This is a genomic window from Bacteroides sp. 43_46 (genome assembly GCF_001915455.1).
In the GTDB taxonomy this organism is placed as follows: domain Bacteria; phylum Bacteroidota; class Bacteroidia; order Bacteroidales; family Bacteroidaceae; genus Bacteroides; species Bacteroides caccae.
Genome location: NZ_MNQN01000099.1, coordinates 79,541 through 95,415, shown reverse-complemented (window position 1 = coordinate 95,415; position 15,875 = coordinate 79,541). Strand labels below are relative to the sequence as shown.

The 15,875-nt window shown below is 44.2% G+C and carries 11 protein-coding genes, 1 tRNA gene and 1 pseudogene; 3 read left to right on the top strand and 10 right to left on the bottom strand.

Annotated elements, in window-relative coordinates:
* Nucleotides 1-687, bottom strand: a 687-nt coding sequence (locus tag BHV72_RS08605) for a phage integrase SAM-like domain and Arm DNA-binding domain-containing protein (RefSeq protein ID WP_286855583.1), incomplete at its 3' end; no start/stop codon positions are given.
* Nucleotides 688-1,223: 536 nt separating this feature from the next.
* On the opposite strand from BHV72_RS08605, the gene BHV72_RS08600 reads away from it, so the two are divergent.
* The 3 genes from BHV72_RS08600 (at nucleotide 1,224) to BHV72_RS08590 (ending at nucleotide 3,208) form a co-directional block, all read left to right on the top strand.
* Nucleotides 1,224-1,297, top strand: a tRNA-Pro gene (locus BHV72_RS08600).
* A 113-nt stretch (nucleotides 1,298-1,410) separates the two neighbouring features.
* Nucleotides 1,411-2,631: an S-adenosylmethionine:tRNA ribosyltransferase-isomerase gene (locus BHV72_RS08595; RefSeq protein WP_055172256.1), complete on the top strand. Its 1,221-nt coding sequence runs from the start codon at nucleotides 1,411-1,413 to the stop codon at nucleotides 2,629-2,631.
* A 58-nt stretch (nucleotides 2,632-2,689) separates the two neighbouring features.
* Nucleotides 2,690-3,208, top strand: coding sequence for an NUDIX hydrolase (locus tag BHV72_RS08590; protein WP_055172258.1), 519 nt, complete (start codon nucleotides 2,690-2,692; stop codon nucleotides 3,206-3,208).
* Here the strand turns inward: BHV72_RS08590 and BHV72_RS08585 are convergent.
* From BHV72_RS08585 to BHV72_RS08545, 9 genes and pseudogenes are all read right to left on the bottom strand, one after another.
* Nucleotides 3,186-3,728 carry a glutathione peroxidase gene (locus BHV72_RS08585; protein ID WP_122264606.1) on the bottom strand — a complete coding sequence of 181 codons (543 nt, stop codon included), beginning with the start codon at nucleotides 3,726-3,728 and terminating at the stop codon, nucleotides 3,186-3,188. The two genes, BHV72_RS08590 and BHV72_RS08585, sit on opposite strands and share 23 nt — an antisense overlap.
* A 174-nt stretch (nucleotides 3,729-3,902) precedes the next feature.
* Complete coding sequence (locus BHV72_RS08580; protein ID WP_022042998.1) at nucleotides 3,903-4,535, bottom strand: CatB-related O-acetyltransferase; 633 nt, start codon at nucleotides 4,533-4,535, stop codon at nucleotides 3,903-3,905.
* A 207-nt stretch (nucleotides 4,536-4,742) separates the two neighbouring features.
* Nucleotides 4,743-5,627: a beta-propeller domain-containing protein gene (locus tag BHV72_RS08575; protein WP_005677119.1), complete on the bottom strand. Its 885-nt coding sequence runs from the start codon at nucleotides 5,625-5,627 to the stop codon at nucleotides 4,743-4,745.
* A gap of 21 nt (nucleotides 5,628-5,648) precedes the next feature.
* Nucleotides 5,649-8,063 carry a cytochrome c biogenesis protein CcsA gene (locus BHV72_RS08570; protein ID WP_286855582.1) on the bottom strand — a complete coding sequence of 805 codons (2,415 nt, stop codon included), beginning with the start codon at nucleotides 8,061-8,063 and terminating at the stop codon, nucleotides 5,649-5,651.
* Between the two features lie 12 nt (nucleotides 8,064-8,075).
* On the bottom strand, nucleotides 8,076-11,489 hold the full coding sequence (locus BHV72_RS08565; RefSeq protein WP_122271502.1) for an SUMF1/EgtB/PvdO family nonheme iron enzyme: 3,414 nt from the start codon (nucleotides 11,487-11,489) through the stop codon (nucleotides 8,076-8,078).
* A pseudogene (locus BHV72_RS08560) lies at nucleotides 11,486-12,055 on the bottom strand (cupin domain-containing protein); the annotation flags it as partial. The pseudogene BHV72_RS08560 and the gene BHV72_RS08565, both read right to left, overlap by 4 nt.
* Nucleotides 12,056-12,090: 35 nt before the next feature.
* Nucleotides 12,091-13,185 (bottom strand): chorismate transformation FkbO/Hyg5 family protein, encoded by a 1,095-nt coding sequence (locus tag BHV72_RS08555; protein ID WP_055256615.1) that lies wholly within the window; start codon nucleotides 13,183-13,185, stop codon nucleotides 12,091-12,093.
* Between the two features lie 11 nt (nucleotides 13,186-13,196).
* Nucleotides 13,197-14,954, bottom strand: coding sequence for a YncE family protein (locus BHV72_RS08550; protein ID WP_005677112.1), 1,758 nt, complete (start codon nucleotides 14,952-14,954; stop codon nucleotides 13,197-13,199).
* A 32-nt stretch (nucleotides 14,955-14,986) separates the two neighbouring features.
* Nucleotides 14,987-15,787, bottom strand: a complete 801-nt coding sequence (locus BHV72_RS08545) for an IclR family transcriptional regulator (protein ID WP_229095614.1) — start codon at nucleotides 15,785-15,787, stop codon at nucleotides 14,987-14,989.
* Nucleotides 15,788-15,875: the final 88 nt, after the last annotated feature.

The window sequence follows — 15,875 nt, the reverse complement described above, 5'->3', positions numbered from 1 at the left end:
TATCAGCTCCAAATCATGTGGTGAAAGGTAGCGTTTGGCTGTTTCCTCTGCCAGCTTACCGATTTCAAAGCCACCCTTACCGAAAGGATAGGTGTTTGACGGGGCTTCACGTTCTTTTATCGCCTTGTTCATAACCGCTCTCAATGTTTTGAGGTAGTATTTACGGGTGTTTCCACAACAGCCGTCTTTTTCCATTTCAAGGTTAAACCGATTGATGTACTTTACATCTAACTCGGAAAACAGCCGTTCCTCAATCTTGTCGTCATACTTTGCCAGCATATGCAAAGTACGCTCATAGACTTTTGCGTTACCGATATGCCTTGTGGCTTTTAGGTTTTCCACCTGTCGCATGAAGTAGTCATAAACCTTACCCTGCTTTGACATACCAAGAAACTCCTCCTCGAACTGGTTAAGCGTCCAGTTTACCCGTTCCTCCATGAACTTTTGTAGGATTTCATCCTTTCGGACTTCATAACGGTTCAGCAACGCATTGTAATTTTCGTAGTTAGGATTGACACGCTTGTCTTTTTTAAATCGGGATGCCAATTCGTCCCATTGTCCTTTCGTTGCCGACAGTTGCAAGTCGATGTACTTTGTTTTGTCCTCTTTTGCCACCCTTAAACAGACGGGGCAGCTTCCGTCCCTTCTAATGTTGCTTTTGAAAAGCACGATTTTTGTCCTTGCCATGTTGTTGTTTTTCTTTTTAAGTTATATGGCCGACGAAATTATTTTATACTTTACATAAGGCTAAAGTATAGAGCTTCACTCTCGCTCAATGCAAAGATAGATAATTCCGATGATTAAAACTACATCATTGCAATGACTCAACAAGGAAGGTTCCTTAAAACATTGCGAAATTGGGACAGACTTTAACCTACATTAACTTTGCAATCTATTTGCATCCCACTTGTTCGTCCTGCTTTTTGATTAAGGTTCGATTAAGGTTTGATTAAGGTTTCGGGATGATTAGACGCTTTTTATTGCTATAAGTCGGGACTTTTTGCATATATTTTGCACTGAATAGGATACCAAACAGCCCCCGAAACAGACTTGGTATTATTTAGAATATTGTCTAAATAGCAGTTTTCGATACAACCATATTTCATTAATAACAAGATATATACGATAATTATAGAAGATGTTCACTTGTATTTTTACAGCGATTTATTTGCAGATTAAAAATAAAGCACTACTTTTGCAGCACTACTTTTGCATCCGCAATTCGGGATGTAGCTCAGCCCGGTAGAGTACGCGTCTGGGGGGCGTGTGGTCGCAAGTTCGAATCTTGTCATCCCGACGAATTGATCTTCAAGAGGTTAGAGTAAAATCTAACCTCTTTCTTTTTATTCCAGGATGAAAGCTAAAAAATATGGGACAAGCAACAAATAGAACTTATTATACCAAGCAACAATGAAAGAGAATCCGAAACATATCCATATTAGCGAATACAACTATCCATTGCCGGATGAACGTATTGCCAAATTCCCGCTACCCGTTCGCGACCAGTCGAAACTATTGGTGTATCGCCACGGTGAAGTGACCGAAGATACTTTCACTTCCTTACCGGAATATCTGCCGAAAGGAAGCCTAATGATATTCAACAATACAAAAGTCATCCAGGCGCGCCTTCACTTCCGCAAAGAAACAGGTGCACTGATTGAGGTATTCTGTCTCGAACCGATTCAGCCCAATGATTATGTACTGAACTTCCAGCAAACGGAACACGCCGCATGGCTCTGCATGATCGGCAATCTGAAGAAATGGAAGGACGGGACACTGAAACGGGAAATGACCGTCAAAGGCTTTCCTATTACTCTGACAGCAACGAGAGGAGAATGCAAAGGTACCAGCCATTGGGTAGACTTCGCATGGAATAACCCCGAAGTAACTTTCGCCGATATCCTCGAAGTGTTCGGAGAGCTTCCTATCCCACCCTATCTGAACCGGAATACGGAGGAAAGCGACAAGGAAACATATCAGACTGTTTACTCCAAAATAAAAGGTTCGGTAGCCGCACCTACTGCCGGATTGCATTTCACCCCGCGAGTACTGGAAGCATTGCAGGAAAAAGGCATAGACCTTGAGGAACTGACATTGCACGTAGGGGCAGGAACTTTTAAGCCGGTGAAAAGCGAGGAAATTGAAGGACACGAGATGCACACGGAATATATATCCGTCAACCGGAATACAATCAAGAAATTGATCGACCATGACGGTTGCGCCATTGCCGTAGGCACCACTTCCGTGCGCACGCTCGAAAGCTTGTATCATATAGGGGTCACATTGGCCGATCATCCGGACGCTACGGAACAGGAACTGCACGTCAGACAATGGCAGCCATACGAAAAGTACGACCAGATTCCTCCGGTTGTTGCCCTACAAAAGATATTGGGGTATCTCGACAGAAACGGGCTTGAAGCACTTCATACCAGTACGCAGATCATCATAGCTCCCGGTTATCAGTATAAAATAGTGAAAGCAATGGTTACTAATTTCCACCAGCCGCAAAGTACCTTGCTTCTATTGGTTTCCGCTTTCGTGAAAGGGAACTGGCGCACGATTTACGATTATGCCCTGAGCCACGATTTCAGATTCCTGAGTTATGGAGATTCTTCCTTATTAATACCGTAAAAATATCTATTGTAAGTTACGATATAATCTTGCTGATAAGAAAATAATAGCGACTATTATGCCAAGTGATAATAACCAAGAAATGTTTCCCGTTGTCAATGAACAGGGAAATATCACCGGAGCCGCCACTCGTGGAGAATGTCATAGTGGCAGCAGATTGCTTCATCCGGTTGTCCACCTGCACATCTTCAATACCAAAGGAGAGTTGTATCTACAAAAACGTCCCGAATGGAAAGACATCCAGCCCGGGAAATGGGATACAGCCGTAGGCGGACATATTGATTTAGGAGAAAGTGTAGAAATAGCTCTGAAGCGGGAAGTCCGTGAGGAGTTAGGCATCACGGACTTTACTCCTGAACTTCTGACTCATTATGTGTTCGAGTCCGAACGTGAAAAAGAGCTCGTATTTGTTCATAAAACAGTTTACGACGGTGAGATCCACCCCAGCGACGAACTGGACGGAGGACGGTTTTGGACGGTCAAAGAAATAAAAGAAAACTTAGGCAAAGGCATTTTCACTCCCAACTTTGAAGAGGAGTTGAAGAAAGTATCCCTTATTTCTTCTCTATCCAAGTAAGGATTTTCTCGGAGAACGGACTCTCTTTGGGGGTAACGAACCCAATCCAGTTTCCGTTCTCGTCAATCATAAACTTTTGAAAGTTCCACTGGACCGGGGCATCCTCTTTCCCATTCTGTTTCTTTTCTGTCAGCCATTGATAAAGCGGTGCCATATCTTTGCCCTTAACAGAAATCTTGGACATCATCGGAAAAGTGACATCATAGTTCAATGAACAGAACTTGGCAATTTCCTCATTACTTCCCGGTTCCTGCCCCATAAAATTATTAGCAGGGAAGCCGATAATAACAAAGTTCTTATCCTTATACTTCTCATACAATTCCTGCAACTTGGCATATTGTGGAGTCAGTCCGCATTTGGAAGCTACATTCACTACCAGCACTTTCTTCCCTTTCAAAGATGAAAGAGGAAATTCCTTACCGTCAATTGTTCTCACAGTGAAGTCATAAAAAGACTTACTCTGTGCTTCCAAAGAAACCGCACACACCATGGCTATCACCATTAAAATAAAAGATTTCATACCTGACACATATTAAGTTCGTTTTTTATTAAACGAACCGATATGGAAAAATGTTTGATTCAAATTAGGTTATTTATCAATGTTTTACCCGATACCAGAGAGGCAGAGCCGACCATTACTAATCAGCTTATCGGACGTATGAAGAAACGAAAAACATATCATGTTTCAATCAAGTCATGGTCGAAATTCCAATAATTCATCCATCTTCCCGTCCATTATACAAGGCAGGCATCTCGATATCTTTTCCATGCTCCAATTCCACCATTGCAATTCCTGCAATTGAGTGATTGTATCGGTATCGAAACGTTTCCGTATCTCCCTGGCAGGCGTTCCTCCTACTATCGTATAAGGAGGCACATCTTTCGTAACTACTGCCCGTGATGCTATGACCGCTCCATCCCCAACATGCACTCCGGACATGATAACTGCTTCATACCCGATCCACACATCATTACCTATCACTATATCACCTTTGTTGTCCCAAGCCGAAGCGATATCTTCTTTATCTAAGCCCCATTCTCCAAAGAAAAGAGGGAATGTATAATTGGATAAAGAACGCAAGGTATGGTTCGCACTGTTAAAAAGGAACTTGGTTCCGCAAGCAACAGAACAGAACTTACCAATTATCAACCGGTCTTTGTTAATAGGATAATGATATAGAACGTTGTTCTTCTCAAAATCAAGCGGGTCATTTATAAAATCATTATATATAGTGTAATCGCCTACAATAATGGCAGGATTCTTTATGACTGTATTCAGATAGATAGTCTGAAAATCATTGGTGCGAGGATATACTTTCGTATTCATTGTATTATAACTTCTTTTATATAGTTTCCGATATAGACTGACAAAACACCCTGCGACTTATGTAAAGCCACAGACAGTTGGGGACAACAGTTCTTTCCGTTATTCACCATCCATATAAGCGAAGCTATTTACAGAGTTGCCATTTCATTGCGTTAGAAGAATAGGATTTATATCACCCGGCAAATGTACAAAATAAACGGTCCGACACTATTCTCGAATCGGACAAATAGTAGAAATCATGCCGAATTTAACTTTATCATTCAGTTGCCACACCACTTTGCCTTCCGAATCAATCTCGACCAACTGGGGGTGTTTCCCTTTACCGGCTTCGCGGTCGTGCCCTTGCCAGTTACAGATATAAAGTCCCCCATTCTGCAAAGGAAAGAGTTGGGCTACAAAAAAGAGTTGTACACCTTCTATGTCATTGGCATTCACCCGGCGAACAATCCGGTTCGATTCAAGATTCAGTTGCACGAAACAATGAGCGTCTCCACAAGCAACCAGACAGTCTCCGTTGTCCAGAAAAGCAGAGGAAAAAGGAGTACCGGAGAGCTTTACACTATTCAGCAGTTGACCATTAGGGGCAATTTCGCGCACTTCCGAAGTGGCAAATAAAGGCACAAGATAATTGCCTTTCTTATTCTTGTTTATTTGACGGAATTGTGCATGAGGACGTTCGATCCCTGTTTCAAACTCGGTTTTAGAAAGGACCTCTCCTTTCATATTTACCTCCAGAATGGTAGACGGATGACCGCACCAAGCTACTAATGCATTACCGTCCGGCAATATACGTGCCGTCTGCATCTCACATCCTGCGGGTGCGGCGATATTCCAAAGTTCCCGCCCGTCACGGGTTATCATTTTTGCTCCTTTGGAGTAGGAAAAAAGAATTTCTCCCGCTTTCGTGGCTGCCACCGAGTTACATTCCCAGCCTTTTTCCAGAGGATATTCCCAGACTATTTCTTTTGTGTCTTTATTGATTATGGCAATCTTATTCCAGCCGGAACCACCGACCAACAGATGCTGAGGGGAACTGCCTTGAGCAAACGGTGCAACAAGGAATAAAGCAACTAACAATATAAAATTCTTCATACTACACATCATTACATTCGATTAGCTATTCTGTTTCTGCCTTCTCGCGAAAGAGATAAATCCAATCAGCGCGACCAAAAGTACCGACAGCAAAAGATAGACAAACATTCCTCCGACATGGTCGTTTTGTCCATAGGAATGCATACCACTCAGGAAATAATTCACTCCGAAGAACGTCATCAACACACTGTAAAAAGCGACTACCGAAGCTATGTTGAACAGCCATAGGCTGTTTCTGAACGGCACCAGATGAAGATGAGTGACAATGGCGTAAACGATCATCGTAACCAGCGCCCACGTCTCTTTCGGGTCCCACCCCCAGTAACGTCCCCACGACTCATTAGCCCAGATAGCTCCAAGAAATGTTCCTATCGTCATCAAAGCCAGTCCAATCAGAAGAGACATTTCGTTGATAATACTCAATTCTTTTATCCGCTGTGCCAGCACTGCCTTCTTAAGACTCATCATCACCAGATTGACCAGTCCGAGCAGGCAACTGATACCGAAGAATCCGTATGCACCTACAATAACAGCTACATGAAACATCAGCCACGGCGACTTGAGAACAGGAACAAGCGGATTTATCTGCGGGTCCATCCAGTTCAGTCCCGATACAAACAAGATGACTCCACCGAACAACGTAGCCAAAGCGAAAGTCAGCAGACTACGACGCACGAACAGCCAACCGGCAAAAACCGTAGCCCAGGCAACGTAGACCATTGTTTCGTATGAATTGCTCCACGGAGCATATCCTGCAATATACCAGCGCATCCCCATTCCGTACGTATGGAAAAGAAAAACCACCAGGACAGCCACACCAAGTGCCCGACTTGCCCAACGCATCCAACGGGCACGCTTGAATAAAGAAGCAAAAGCAAACACCAGCAATAACCCGCCAAAAATCAGATATCCTTTCTTGCACTGGCTGAACACATCCAAACGGTTATATTTTATCTCCGCCTCCATTTTCCCGGAAGTGACACCGGCTATCTTATTCTTTGCCTGTTGATAAGTGGAAATCATACCTACTATTTCATCAGGCTTTGTCCAGTCGCCACTCTGCAAGGAAGTCTGTACTTCTTCCACATACCAAGCCAACACCCGGGAGACAAACATCGAGTCTTTTCCCGAAAAAGCCGACAAATCATCCCCCGGAGCATACCACGTATGTTGCGGGTCGTCTTCTTTCGGAAAGAGATTCAACAGCTGCCAATTAAGCAACTGATGAAAGATGTTAATCTGCTCGTCAAACTTAATCAGGTCTTTATCAAAACGAGTCCGCGCAGCAGGCATCTTACCGTATGCTTCTTCCAACTTCTTCTGCAATTTATAATTCCCGTCCGCATCAAATACATCCATATAGGCGCATTGTCCGGACGGCAACTGATAAAAGTCACTCAATTCCTTGCCGGGAACAGCAATAAATGGAATATACGTCCAACGTTCCGGCATTGTCAAAACACTAAGAAGAAACTGGTCGGAATTTAAAGAATAAAAGGAATCAGACTTATGCAGTTTCCTCAATACTTCAGACGAGAAGGTATTGACAGGAAGTACACGCCCTCTTCCCGACTGAAGAGGCAATGCACCAAAACGGGCAGCATGCCCGCTATCAATGACGTCTTTCAGCACTGCCTCCCTCGCTTGTACCGAGGTCTCACCGGCATGAACCGTCAAAGAAGAGAGCGTCAGCAACATAAGGAAGAACGAACAACGCAACTCCTTCAACCGCCGGCTGAGTAACATAAAGCGTGAACGCCTGTCTACAAAACACAATACCAGACCGAGCAACAGAACAGCATATCCGGTGTAAGTGATGGTACGTCCAGCCACATCACGGTTGACAGAAAGCACCGTACCCTGTTCATCCTGATCATAAGAAGCCTGAAAGAAACGATAACCTTTCACATCCAGCACATTATTCATATAAACCCGTTCCGAAATGACTTCTCCATCCAGATGTACCAGCAACTCACTTTCATACGCAGACGGGCTGGACGAACCGGGATAACGGGTTAATGTAAAATTTATCAGTTCCACACTAAAAGGCAGCGTATGGTAAGTCACTTCACCGGCGTGACGGACAGCGAAGCGATTGCTCGTCTCTCCCTCACGCAAATGAAGAATACCTTCCTCACCATAAAGATGAGATACCAATGCTCCCAGCAGAATTAGAATGAAAGCCCCGTGAGTAACTAACATTCCCCATTTGCGCATTTTCAGCGAACGTTGCCTGATAACGATAGCCAACCAATTGAGTACTATCAAAAATTGAAGAAGGAAAAACAAAGGAGAACAGTACACCACCGATCGGGCTACTTCACTCCCCTGATACTTCTCAATAAAAGTAGCAATCGCCAAACCTGCGCCATATACAAGCAACAACACAATAGTCGTTGTTGAAGAGGAAATCAGTCTTTTCAGAGTAGCTTTCATTAGTATATTCGATTAATCTTCGATAATGACACGGAAACCGACATTAAACACACATTGATAAGGATAGAATCCCTTACGTGAGTATGCTGTGGAATATTTCGGCCGTTCAATATACGAACCGCCACGAACCACTTTATATTCGGAAACCTTTTTCGGATTCTCTTTATACGGATAAGGGACATAATCCGAACGCGTCCATTCGGCAACATTGCCATGCATACAGTATAATCCGAACGGATTTGCCTCATACTTCTTTCCTCCTACCTGCACCAAACTTCCGTCATCCACATTGGCTGCTTTAGGAAGGAACGTATAATACTTGTACCAGGGCGATTCGGGAGACATCGGCTGCGGATCGACTCCACTCACTGCAAACTTGTTGGTTGTCACATCGGCCAAGTTATCTTTCTTACCGAAATCCGCATTCAAGTTACCAAACCAGAAATCCTCGTCGCTTCCTCCACGACACGCCCATTCCCATTGCGCTTCGGTAGGAAGCGTAATGTTCAGTCCGGTCTTTTGACTCAATATCTTACAATATTCCATTGCGTCATTATAGCTTACGCGGATAACAGGCTGCTCCGGTTTATTAGCCGGATACCCCGGAACGACATGATCTTTCCACTGTTGATCCACATAACGGCTGTCATGCTGCGGGAATATAGTATTATACTGTTGGTTAGTCACTTCCAGTTCGCCCATCCAGAACGCTTTATCTATCTTCACCTTGGTAGTGGGATAAGTGTCCGGCTCCCCATGGTAACTGCCCATAACAAATTCACCCGCAGGAATACGTACAAATGTCATTTGAACGCCCGGAGCTATTTCCAACACCTTAACGGTCTCTTTCTCATCGGCTAGCATTTCCTTTACCCTGTCCGGAGCAAACGGCCACCCTTTTACCTTCAGGACTTTCTCCTTCACAGGACTCACCTTCTTGGGCATTACCGGTTTTATCTCACCTTTGTTTTTCAGTTGGGCAGCATAATCGGCAATCTCTTTTTTCCAATCCACTCCGGCACCGCCCGCATATTTATCGGTCAGTTGCTTGCGGCGTTCTATCTGGTCGTATCCCTGATACGGGAACGATTTCAGAACATTAGCATTGAAATATCCTTTGTCGGGAGCATTATAGTCAATCCAGTTATAAATTTTCCTCCACTCCGCATCCGTCAGTTGCACATTATAATGTCCTTTTTTCAAAAGACGGACCAACTCACTGGTATTAGGATGATATTCATAAGGATAAAGTACCACCATATCTCCCTCACCGCCCTGACGATGCACATAAGGATGAAGATTGAGATAGGATGTTCCATATCCCTTGCCATCTTTCTTGCCCCCACGCAGATCGAATGCTTTTCCCTCACCATTGTGGCAAGCGATACAGGCACGATCCAAAATAGGTTGTACCTCCAGATCAAAAGTAAATGAACGGGTTCCTCCTTCCGGGGGAGTGAGAGCATGCGGTGCTTTCTGTGAAGCAATCACACGTTTCGGGATTACAATCTGGTTCTGATCTTCATGACATCCCACACAAGAGACAATCTCTCCCGGTTGCCCTGTCAGCCAGCTACGCATCCATTGTACAGCCACTCCATCCTTATCCAAGGGTTGGATAGAAACCGGAGTATTGGCAGGAATTTTAAAAATAACCGAGCCGTCTTCCTCCACCGGTACGGTACCCAACATACGTTTAATATCCCAACCCGACTGGATACCATGCCAGTTATGGTCAGATTGTGTCTGGACATAAGCATACTCATAAGCGTGTAAACGGAGCGACTTCACCGTTCCACGCGGAATCCCCTTCAATCCTTCACCTTCATAAATATCCTGTATAAAGACCGTTGCCTGCTTATCGTCCAGTTTCACCCGGTCGGGTATAGCAGGCGGAGTCACCGTTTTGCGCACGGCTATCGGACTGATATATCCTTCCCCTTCCATTTTATGCAGACAAGTCACGTTATCAAACTTATCTACCAGATAGATACCCCACAAATCATTCTTATCCAATTTTGCGGCAACCAGAAAATAAGTATCATTGAGTGGAGAAGGCTTGATAAATTGAGGCCATACCCCGTCGACCAACCTGTCTTTCACTTCTTCAACGATGGGACGGTTGCGATGAGGAATCTCCTGCAACATACCGGCGGCTCCTTTACGCGCTTTTGCCGGGTCGAACAGAATAAGACGTCCCGAACGTGCCACCCCGTGATGTCCCGAAATGATTCCGACAAAGGCAGAAGCATAACCGGGTAAAGGTTGCACGTCAAATGTACTGTTGGGAAACATTGAACCACTTCCATACAGTGCCTTTTGCTCCGTCCCGTCAGGATTCATGTTCATCACAATACGGGTGTAATAGTGAGTCAGGTCAGTATATTCCCAACGAGTATACATCACACGTCCGTTATTCATAATCACCGGATTCCAGTTTGCATCCTGATCAAATGTCAGACGGCGGAGATTTTTACTCTGCGGCGTATAAAGTACCATGTTTCCTACAGGGTCGCTCCCATTGACACAGGGTACTCCCTGGTAACCGATGTTCGAATTGGCTATGATACGTCCATCCGGCAGATAAGTCCCGTCATAAAATTCCAAATCAGGTTCGGGATTATCAATCAATTTCTTACAATCGCCGTTATTCAGTTTTACTTCAAACACATTCCAACGATTGTCAGACATTGTCTGGGTAAACATCGCACGGTCTCCATCCCAATGCAGTTTCAAATCGGCAATGGAAGAAGTATTGTCAGGCTTATAAATAGTGCGGATTTGTACTTCATCACGCAAATTACTTAACTCAACAATATCGGCGTTAAAACCTTTCCGGCGGGCTGATTCCTGATTACTCCAGTTGTTCGACTGCGTACCCAGTTCGGGAGCCATTGCCCGACGATCCCTGTTTCCCAGTTGATAACGAACGGTCAATATCTTATCGCCGTTCAACAATGGGTTGGCCAGTAAAATAGCACGCTTATTGGCTACGGCCTTTTCCGCATTTGCCAAAACAGCCTCATCACCGCTATATATATTGCCGAATCCCTGCTTTACTTGCTGTTCCAGTTCGGTCAAAATAGGCAGGTACTTTACTGCATCGAAGCCTTCGATCCGCTTCATGTCCTCATAAGCCAGACGAATCGCTTCCATATTCAGCCACTTCAATTCGCTTTGCAACAGAAGCATACGTTGCACTTGCTTATGAAGTTTTTGATATCCGGTGATTTGGGTTTCGACTTTCTTTTCAGTCTCTATTTGTCGAATCGTATTCTTTATGTAAGAAGAATCCTTCAAGTAGGCAGCCAGTTTCAAGACGAGCGCGCGCTCAGTATCAGTATTCTTCTGTTGAGCTGCGGCTGTAAAAGTCAGCAAAGAAGAAGATACTAAAAACAATATTAATATGCGGTACCAGTTTTTCATAACGTAGCAGTAGGGTGAGTGAAACGCAGTCCGGCATTATCGTGATAGTTTGCCCATTCACAAACAACGGCACCTTCCGGACCTGCCATCATAAAGTGAAAAGTCTCCATTTCTTTCAATCGCAAAATATCGCCTACTTTCTGTATCACGCAATTCTTGCTTTTGACAGGCCCATGCGTGGCGGGAATCGCCGGAGCATTCGGAGTCGTTTCTCCTACTTCCGAGAAATTATAAACCCAACCTTTCTCCACCATCCATGACTCATGTTTGGCCGGAAAGTCTGTTTTCACATGAGCGTGTTCAGGAATCATCTGTCCCGGAAGCAAATAAATGGCATGAGCAAAGTAACCATATTTCGGGTCATTCACCCAAAAGATACCTCCCATACCCACATTTTCAAAGTCTCCCAGACCAAAATCCGTTACCCACATATTCTCGGCCATAAATCCGGTAAAGGGAATGTTATAGTGGACAAACATTTCTTTCATTGCCTCTATGGCAATCTCTTGCTGAAATACACCGTTCTTGTAGAAATCGGCATTTGTGTACTTTTTCAAATTAGTCATAGCTTTATCTGTTATTATTAATATTATTTCCGTATTTAATCTATCGCTATTCCCTCTATTTCAATCAATAGTTCTTCCCTGCATACACCGGCCCGCAAATAGGAAACAGGAATATTCAGTCCATAACTTTCAAGTCCCCTGCGAGCTTCTTCATAATCAGACTCGTTCTTCAGGTAAACACGTAACATAACCAAACGGGCATCATCTATCAATTGAGCGATATTCTCCATAGTAATCTGCAACTGACGTTCCAAACCGACTCCCTTCAGACTTTCTTCTCCTCTGATTGCGGCTGTACCGGAGATATAAACCAGACGTCGCTCCCGGAAAGTCATACTCTTGGCCCGTTCAAACTTCGGGGTTGTTTTTTTCTGCCGGGCTTCTTCAAGCACCTGCTCGGAATAGGCGTGGGCAGCAACTTGCAGTTTATTATCAATAGGAGTGGCAAAAACATCAGGAGTGTGAAACATTGCCGCATCCACATCAATCAGCACACCTCCCATGTTCATCCCGATTCCCGTAGCGGCAGGATAGCCGTTCGACCAATCACTTCCTGCATAAAACGCTGTACGCACATTATTGAACGACTGATAATGTTGGCCGGCTCCGTCATATCCGGTGATTTGTTCTATATAATTCCATTGACGAATAATGCTGTTGACAGGAAACGATTCTTTCTCCAAAACTCCCTTCAACTGGCGGAAGGCCTCTACCGACCGCTGTTCCATATCTGCACAAGGGTCATCGCCCTGAAATCCTCCGGCAAACATGAAACGTCCCGACTCATTTTCCAACAATACGTAAGGAATATTATCATAATGCCGATACAAAATCCGTTCATCGCTTTCAGGACGATAGCTATGTACTTCCATGACTAAAGGAGCATCCGGTACGGGTTGCAGAACATAACTAAGAGCCGGTTCGCTGTCTCCAAAGAAATGGCGCGCTTTCGCTTTGAATAGCTGACGTTGAGTGACATATTCATCTTTTAAAACCGGCGTACCGAACAAGACCAAACGTAGTATACGTTCTTCTTCGGGCAACCGGGACAATAAACTGTCTATCATCGACGGAAAATCTTCCGGGGAAGCAGTCAACAGGGAGTAATGTATTTTATCACAATAGTTCATACACTTTCTTCTTAAAGAGAATTTACATATTCAGTTAATTCCTCTATTTCTTTCTTGGATACTTTCTTGTCAATTCCGTGCTTGTGAACTTCGAACACTTCTTGCATAGTGGCAGCACGTCCGTCAAACAAATAAGGAGCCGTACGCCAACATTCTACCAGTGTAGGTGTATCCCATCCTTTCTCAAACTCGACATCTTCACCAATCCGATGCATTTTCAGATCCGTATAGAAAGGACCGTTATGACAATCGCCACATTTCAACTTATCAAAGACTTTTCTTCCCGCCTTCGCTTTTTCCGACAATTCTCCATCTACTAAATACGGGCTCGGAACCGGGCGTAAAGACTTCATATACGCGTCCACACATTCGGCCATTTCTTCTTCCGGCTCATAGAACTGAATATACCGGAATCCTGCACGTACAGCTACTTCAGCTTTGGCACGAATACCCGAAATCATATTGGGAGGCGTCACGTGGCTATAAAGCAGGCTCTTGCAGTTTTTAGGATTCCCTACTCCATCGTTCATCAAATCCCAGTTCATACCGTCCGTACGGCCGTCTCCGGGATGACATCCGTTACAACTTTGCCACCCCTGATAACAATGTCCCGCATCATTAAAGTACTTCTCTCCTTTTTGTTCTTTCGTCTCGGTACGCCCCACATTCATATTAACGGCAGCTACCGAGAACGTATTCAGATCTACCATATTTAATACATCGGCGAAATAGGTAGGAATAATCAGTTTATTATTCGAGAGAAGAAGATGACGTGGTCCGTTGCCCTGCAAAGGAATCCTTTTGCGGAGTCCGTAAAGAAAAGTCAGGTCATAGTCCAAACGACCTTTATCCGCATAATTCCGAAACTTATCCAACATTCGGGAATGGTCGATTACGCTTATTTCATGTGTCCCGCTATGGGCTACGTAGATGTGCTTCTCATCACAGGCAATCCCCCACACACCGGCAGCGCCCCGGTCGGGTTCGTCCACCAATACGGCTCCTTCAAATTCCTGCTTTTCTACGTTGATGATACTGAAAGCACTTGTATTCATCCACCCCTGCTGTAATTGAGAGGTAGGTACCATAAAACGCCCTAAATTATGAGATACATAAATATACTTACCGTCGGGAGTAATACACATATCCCGCAAAGCATTACTGCCGTTTGCCAGTTGGATATCCTTTACTTTAGTGAAACTTTTCACTTCAATTACAGATACACAAGCCGCCACTATGTTCAAGTCCGCCCTTTGTGCCGGCAGAAAGTTAGCCACAAATAGATATCGTCCGTCCTTACTGAATATAGCGGACCTTGGTTCGCGTAAGACTTTCACGCTTCTGACAACTTTACACGTTGCCGGATCTATCTCACTTACTGTACCTGCAAATTGATTACATACATAGATATGCTTCTTGTCCGCCGAGAATATCGGATAGCAAGCTCCCGAACCGGTAGGAATAGCTGCTTCTATCTGTCCCGACTTCAACGACAAGACCTCCAACCGCCCGGTTTTCTCGAAAGTAGTCACATACGCTTTATCACCATCAAGTAAAACTCCTGTGGGAGTTTCCTTAAACGGGTACGAACGGAGCAAAGTTTTCCCGTCGGCAGCAAATACATCCAACTGTCTGGTTCCTTTCTGGGTCATCAATAATTCTCCTTTCTCGTTAACAGCAGTACCTGTAGTAAAGAAAGGAGGGTTTCCGGCTGTTGCCAAAGATATGCCGCAACCGAGCAAGCAAATTAGCAAAAAGTTCCTTATCATAATGTTTCGTATTTTTATAGCATGATCTTTTGTTATACTCTTCTATATCCTAGTTCTGCTGAGATTTGTCCGGCTATCTCTTTGATAATCTGCACCGTACTTCGCAACTGTTCCTCCGTCAAACGGTCTTTCGGTCCCGAAATCCAGATAGAGCCACAAGGATATCCTGTATAATTCAAGACAGGTGCGCCTACACAAATCACCCCGCTCAATTCTTCCTCATTGTCCAAAGCGTATCCCTGTTGATAAACCTTCTCCAATTCTTCCAGATAAACCTCGCGCGAAGTGATAGTACGGGAATTGTAACGAGGGAAAGTCATATAAGAAAGATAACGGTTCCGGACAGTGACCGGCAGATAGGCCATAATTGCTTTTCCCGGCGCAGAACAATGCAGTTCAAAAGGTTTACCGGGTGACAGGACAAAGCAAAAAGCGTGATCTCCTCTAGCTTGTTCGATAAAAATGCCTTTTTCATCGCCCAATACGCCAAAACAGGCCGTTTCCTTCACCCTGTCTCTCAAATCACGTAAATGTGGCAAGACTGTTTCCAGCAGATTATGTTCATTCAACGAACGGAATCCCAGAGTTAACAATTTCCGGGTTAATTTATACCGCTTCGTATCTTCATCGAAAGAAAGATAATCCAAACGTACCAATGTATTCAAGATACGGTAGGCGGTAGTCTGTGATATATCAAGTGCCACCTTGATTGCCTGCAATGTTTCTCCTTCCGATCTCGAAGAAAGATATTCAATCACCGCAATGCCTTTTTCCAGATTGGGCACTTTATAATTATCGTCTGTTTTTTCCAGACTTTGCTCTGTATTTTCCATATTTGGCAATCTGTTTTCCATATTTGAAATACCATTCCAGCTTTTGGATAAAATTAGGGATGTTGCTATAAAATGGAGCTATGAATGT

What these genes read in the sequence shown, in the direction of transcription:
- BHV72_RS08595 (WP_055172256.1), top strand. Translation starts at nt 1,411, where the DNA reads ATGAAAGAGAATCCGAAACATATCCATATTAGCGAATACAACTATCCA.
- BHV72_RS08590 (WP_055172258.1), top strand. Translation starts at nt 2,690, where the DNA reads ATGCCAAGTGATAATAACCAAGAAATGTTTCCCGTTGTCAATGAACAG.
- BHV72_RS08585 (WP_122264606.1), bottom strand. Translation starts at nt 3,728, where the DNA reads ATGAAATCTTTTATTTTAATGGTGATAGCCATGGTGTGTGCGGTTTCT.
- BHV72_RS08580 (WP_022042998.1), bottom strand. Translation starts at nt 4,535, where the DNA reads ATGAATACGAAAGTATATCCTCGCACCAATGATTTTCAGACTATCTAT.
- BHV72_RS08575 (WP_005677119.1), bottom strand. Translation starts at nt 5,627, where the DNA reads ATGAAGAATTTTATATTGTTAGTTGCTTTATTCCTTGTTGCACCGTTT.
- BHV72_RS08570 (WP_286855582.1), bottom strand. Translation starts at nt 8,063, where the DNA reads ATGAAAGCTACTCTGAAAAGACTGATTTCCTCTTCAACAACGACTATT.
- BHV72_RS08565 (WP_122271502.1), bottom strand. Translation starts at nt 11,489, where the DNA reads ATGAAAAACTGGTACCGCATATTAATATTGTTTTTAGTATCTTCTTCT.
- BHV72_RS08555 (WP_055256615.1), bottom strand. Translation starts at nt 13,185, where the DNA reads ATGAACTATTGTGATAAAATACATTACTCCCTGTTGACTGCTTCCCCG.
- BHV72_RS08550 (WP_005677112.1), bottom strand. Translation starts at nt 14,954, where the DNA reads ATGATAAGGAACTTTTTGCTAATTTGCTTGCTCGGTTGCGGCATATCT.
- BHV72_RS08545 (WP_229095614.1), bottom strand. Translation starts at nt 15,787, where the DNA reads ATGGAAAATACAGAGCAAAGTCTGGAAAAAACAGACGATAATTATAAA.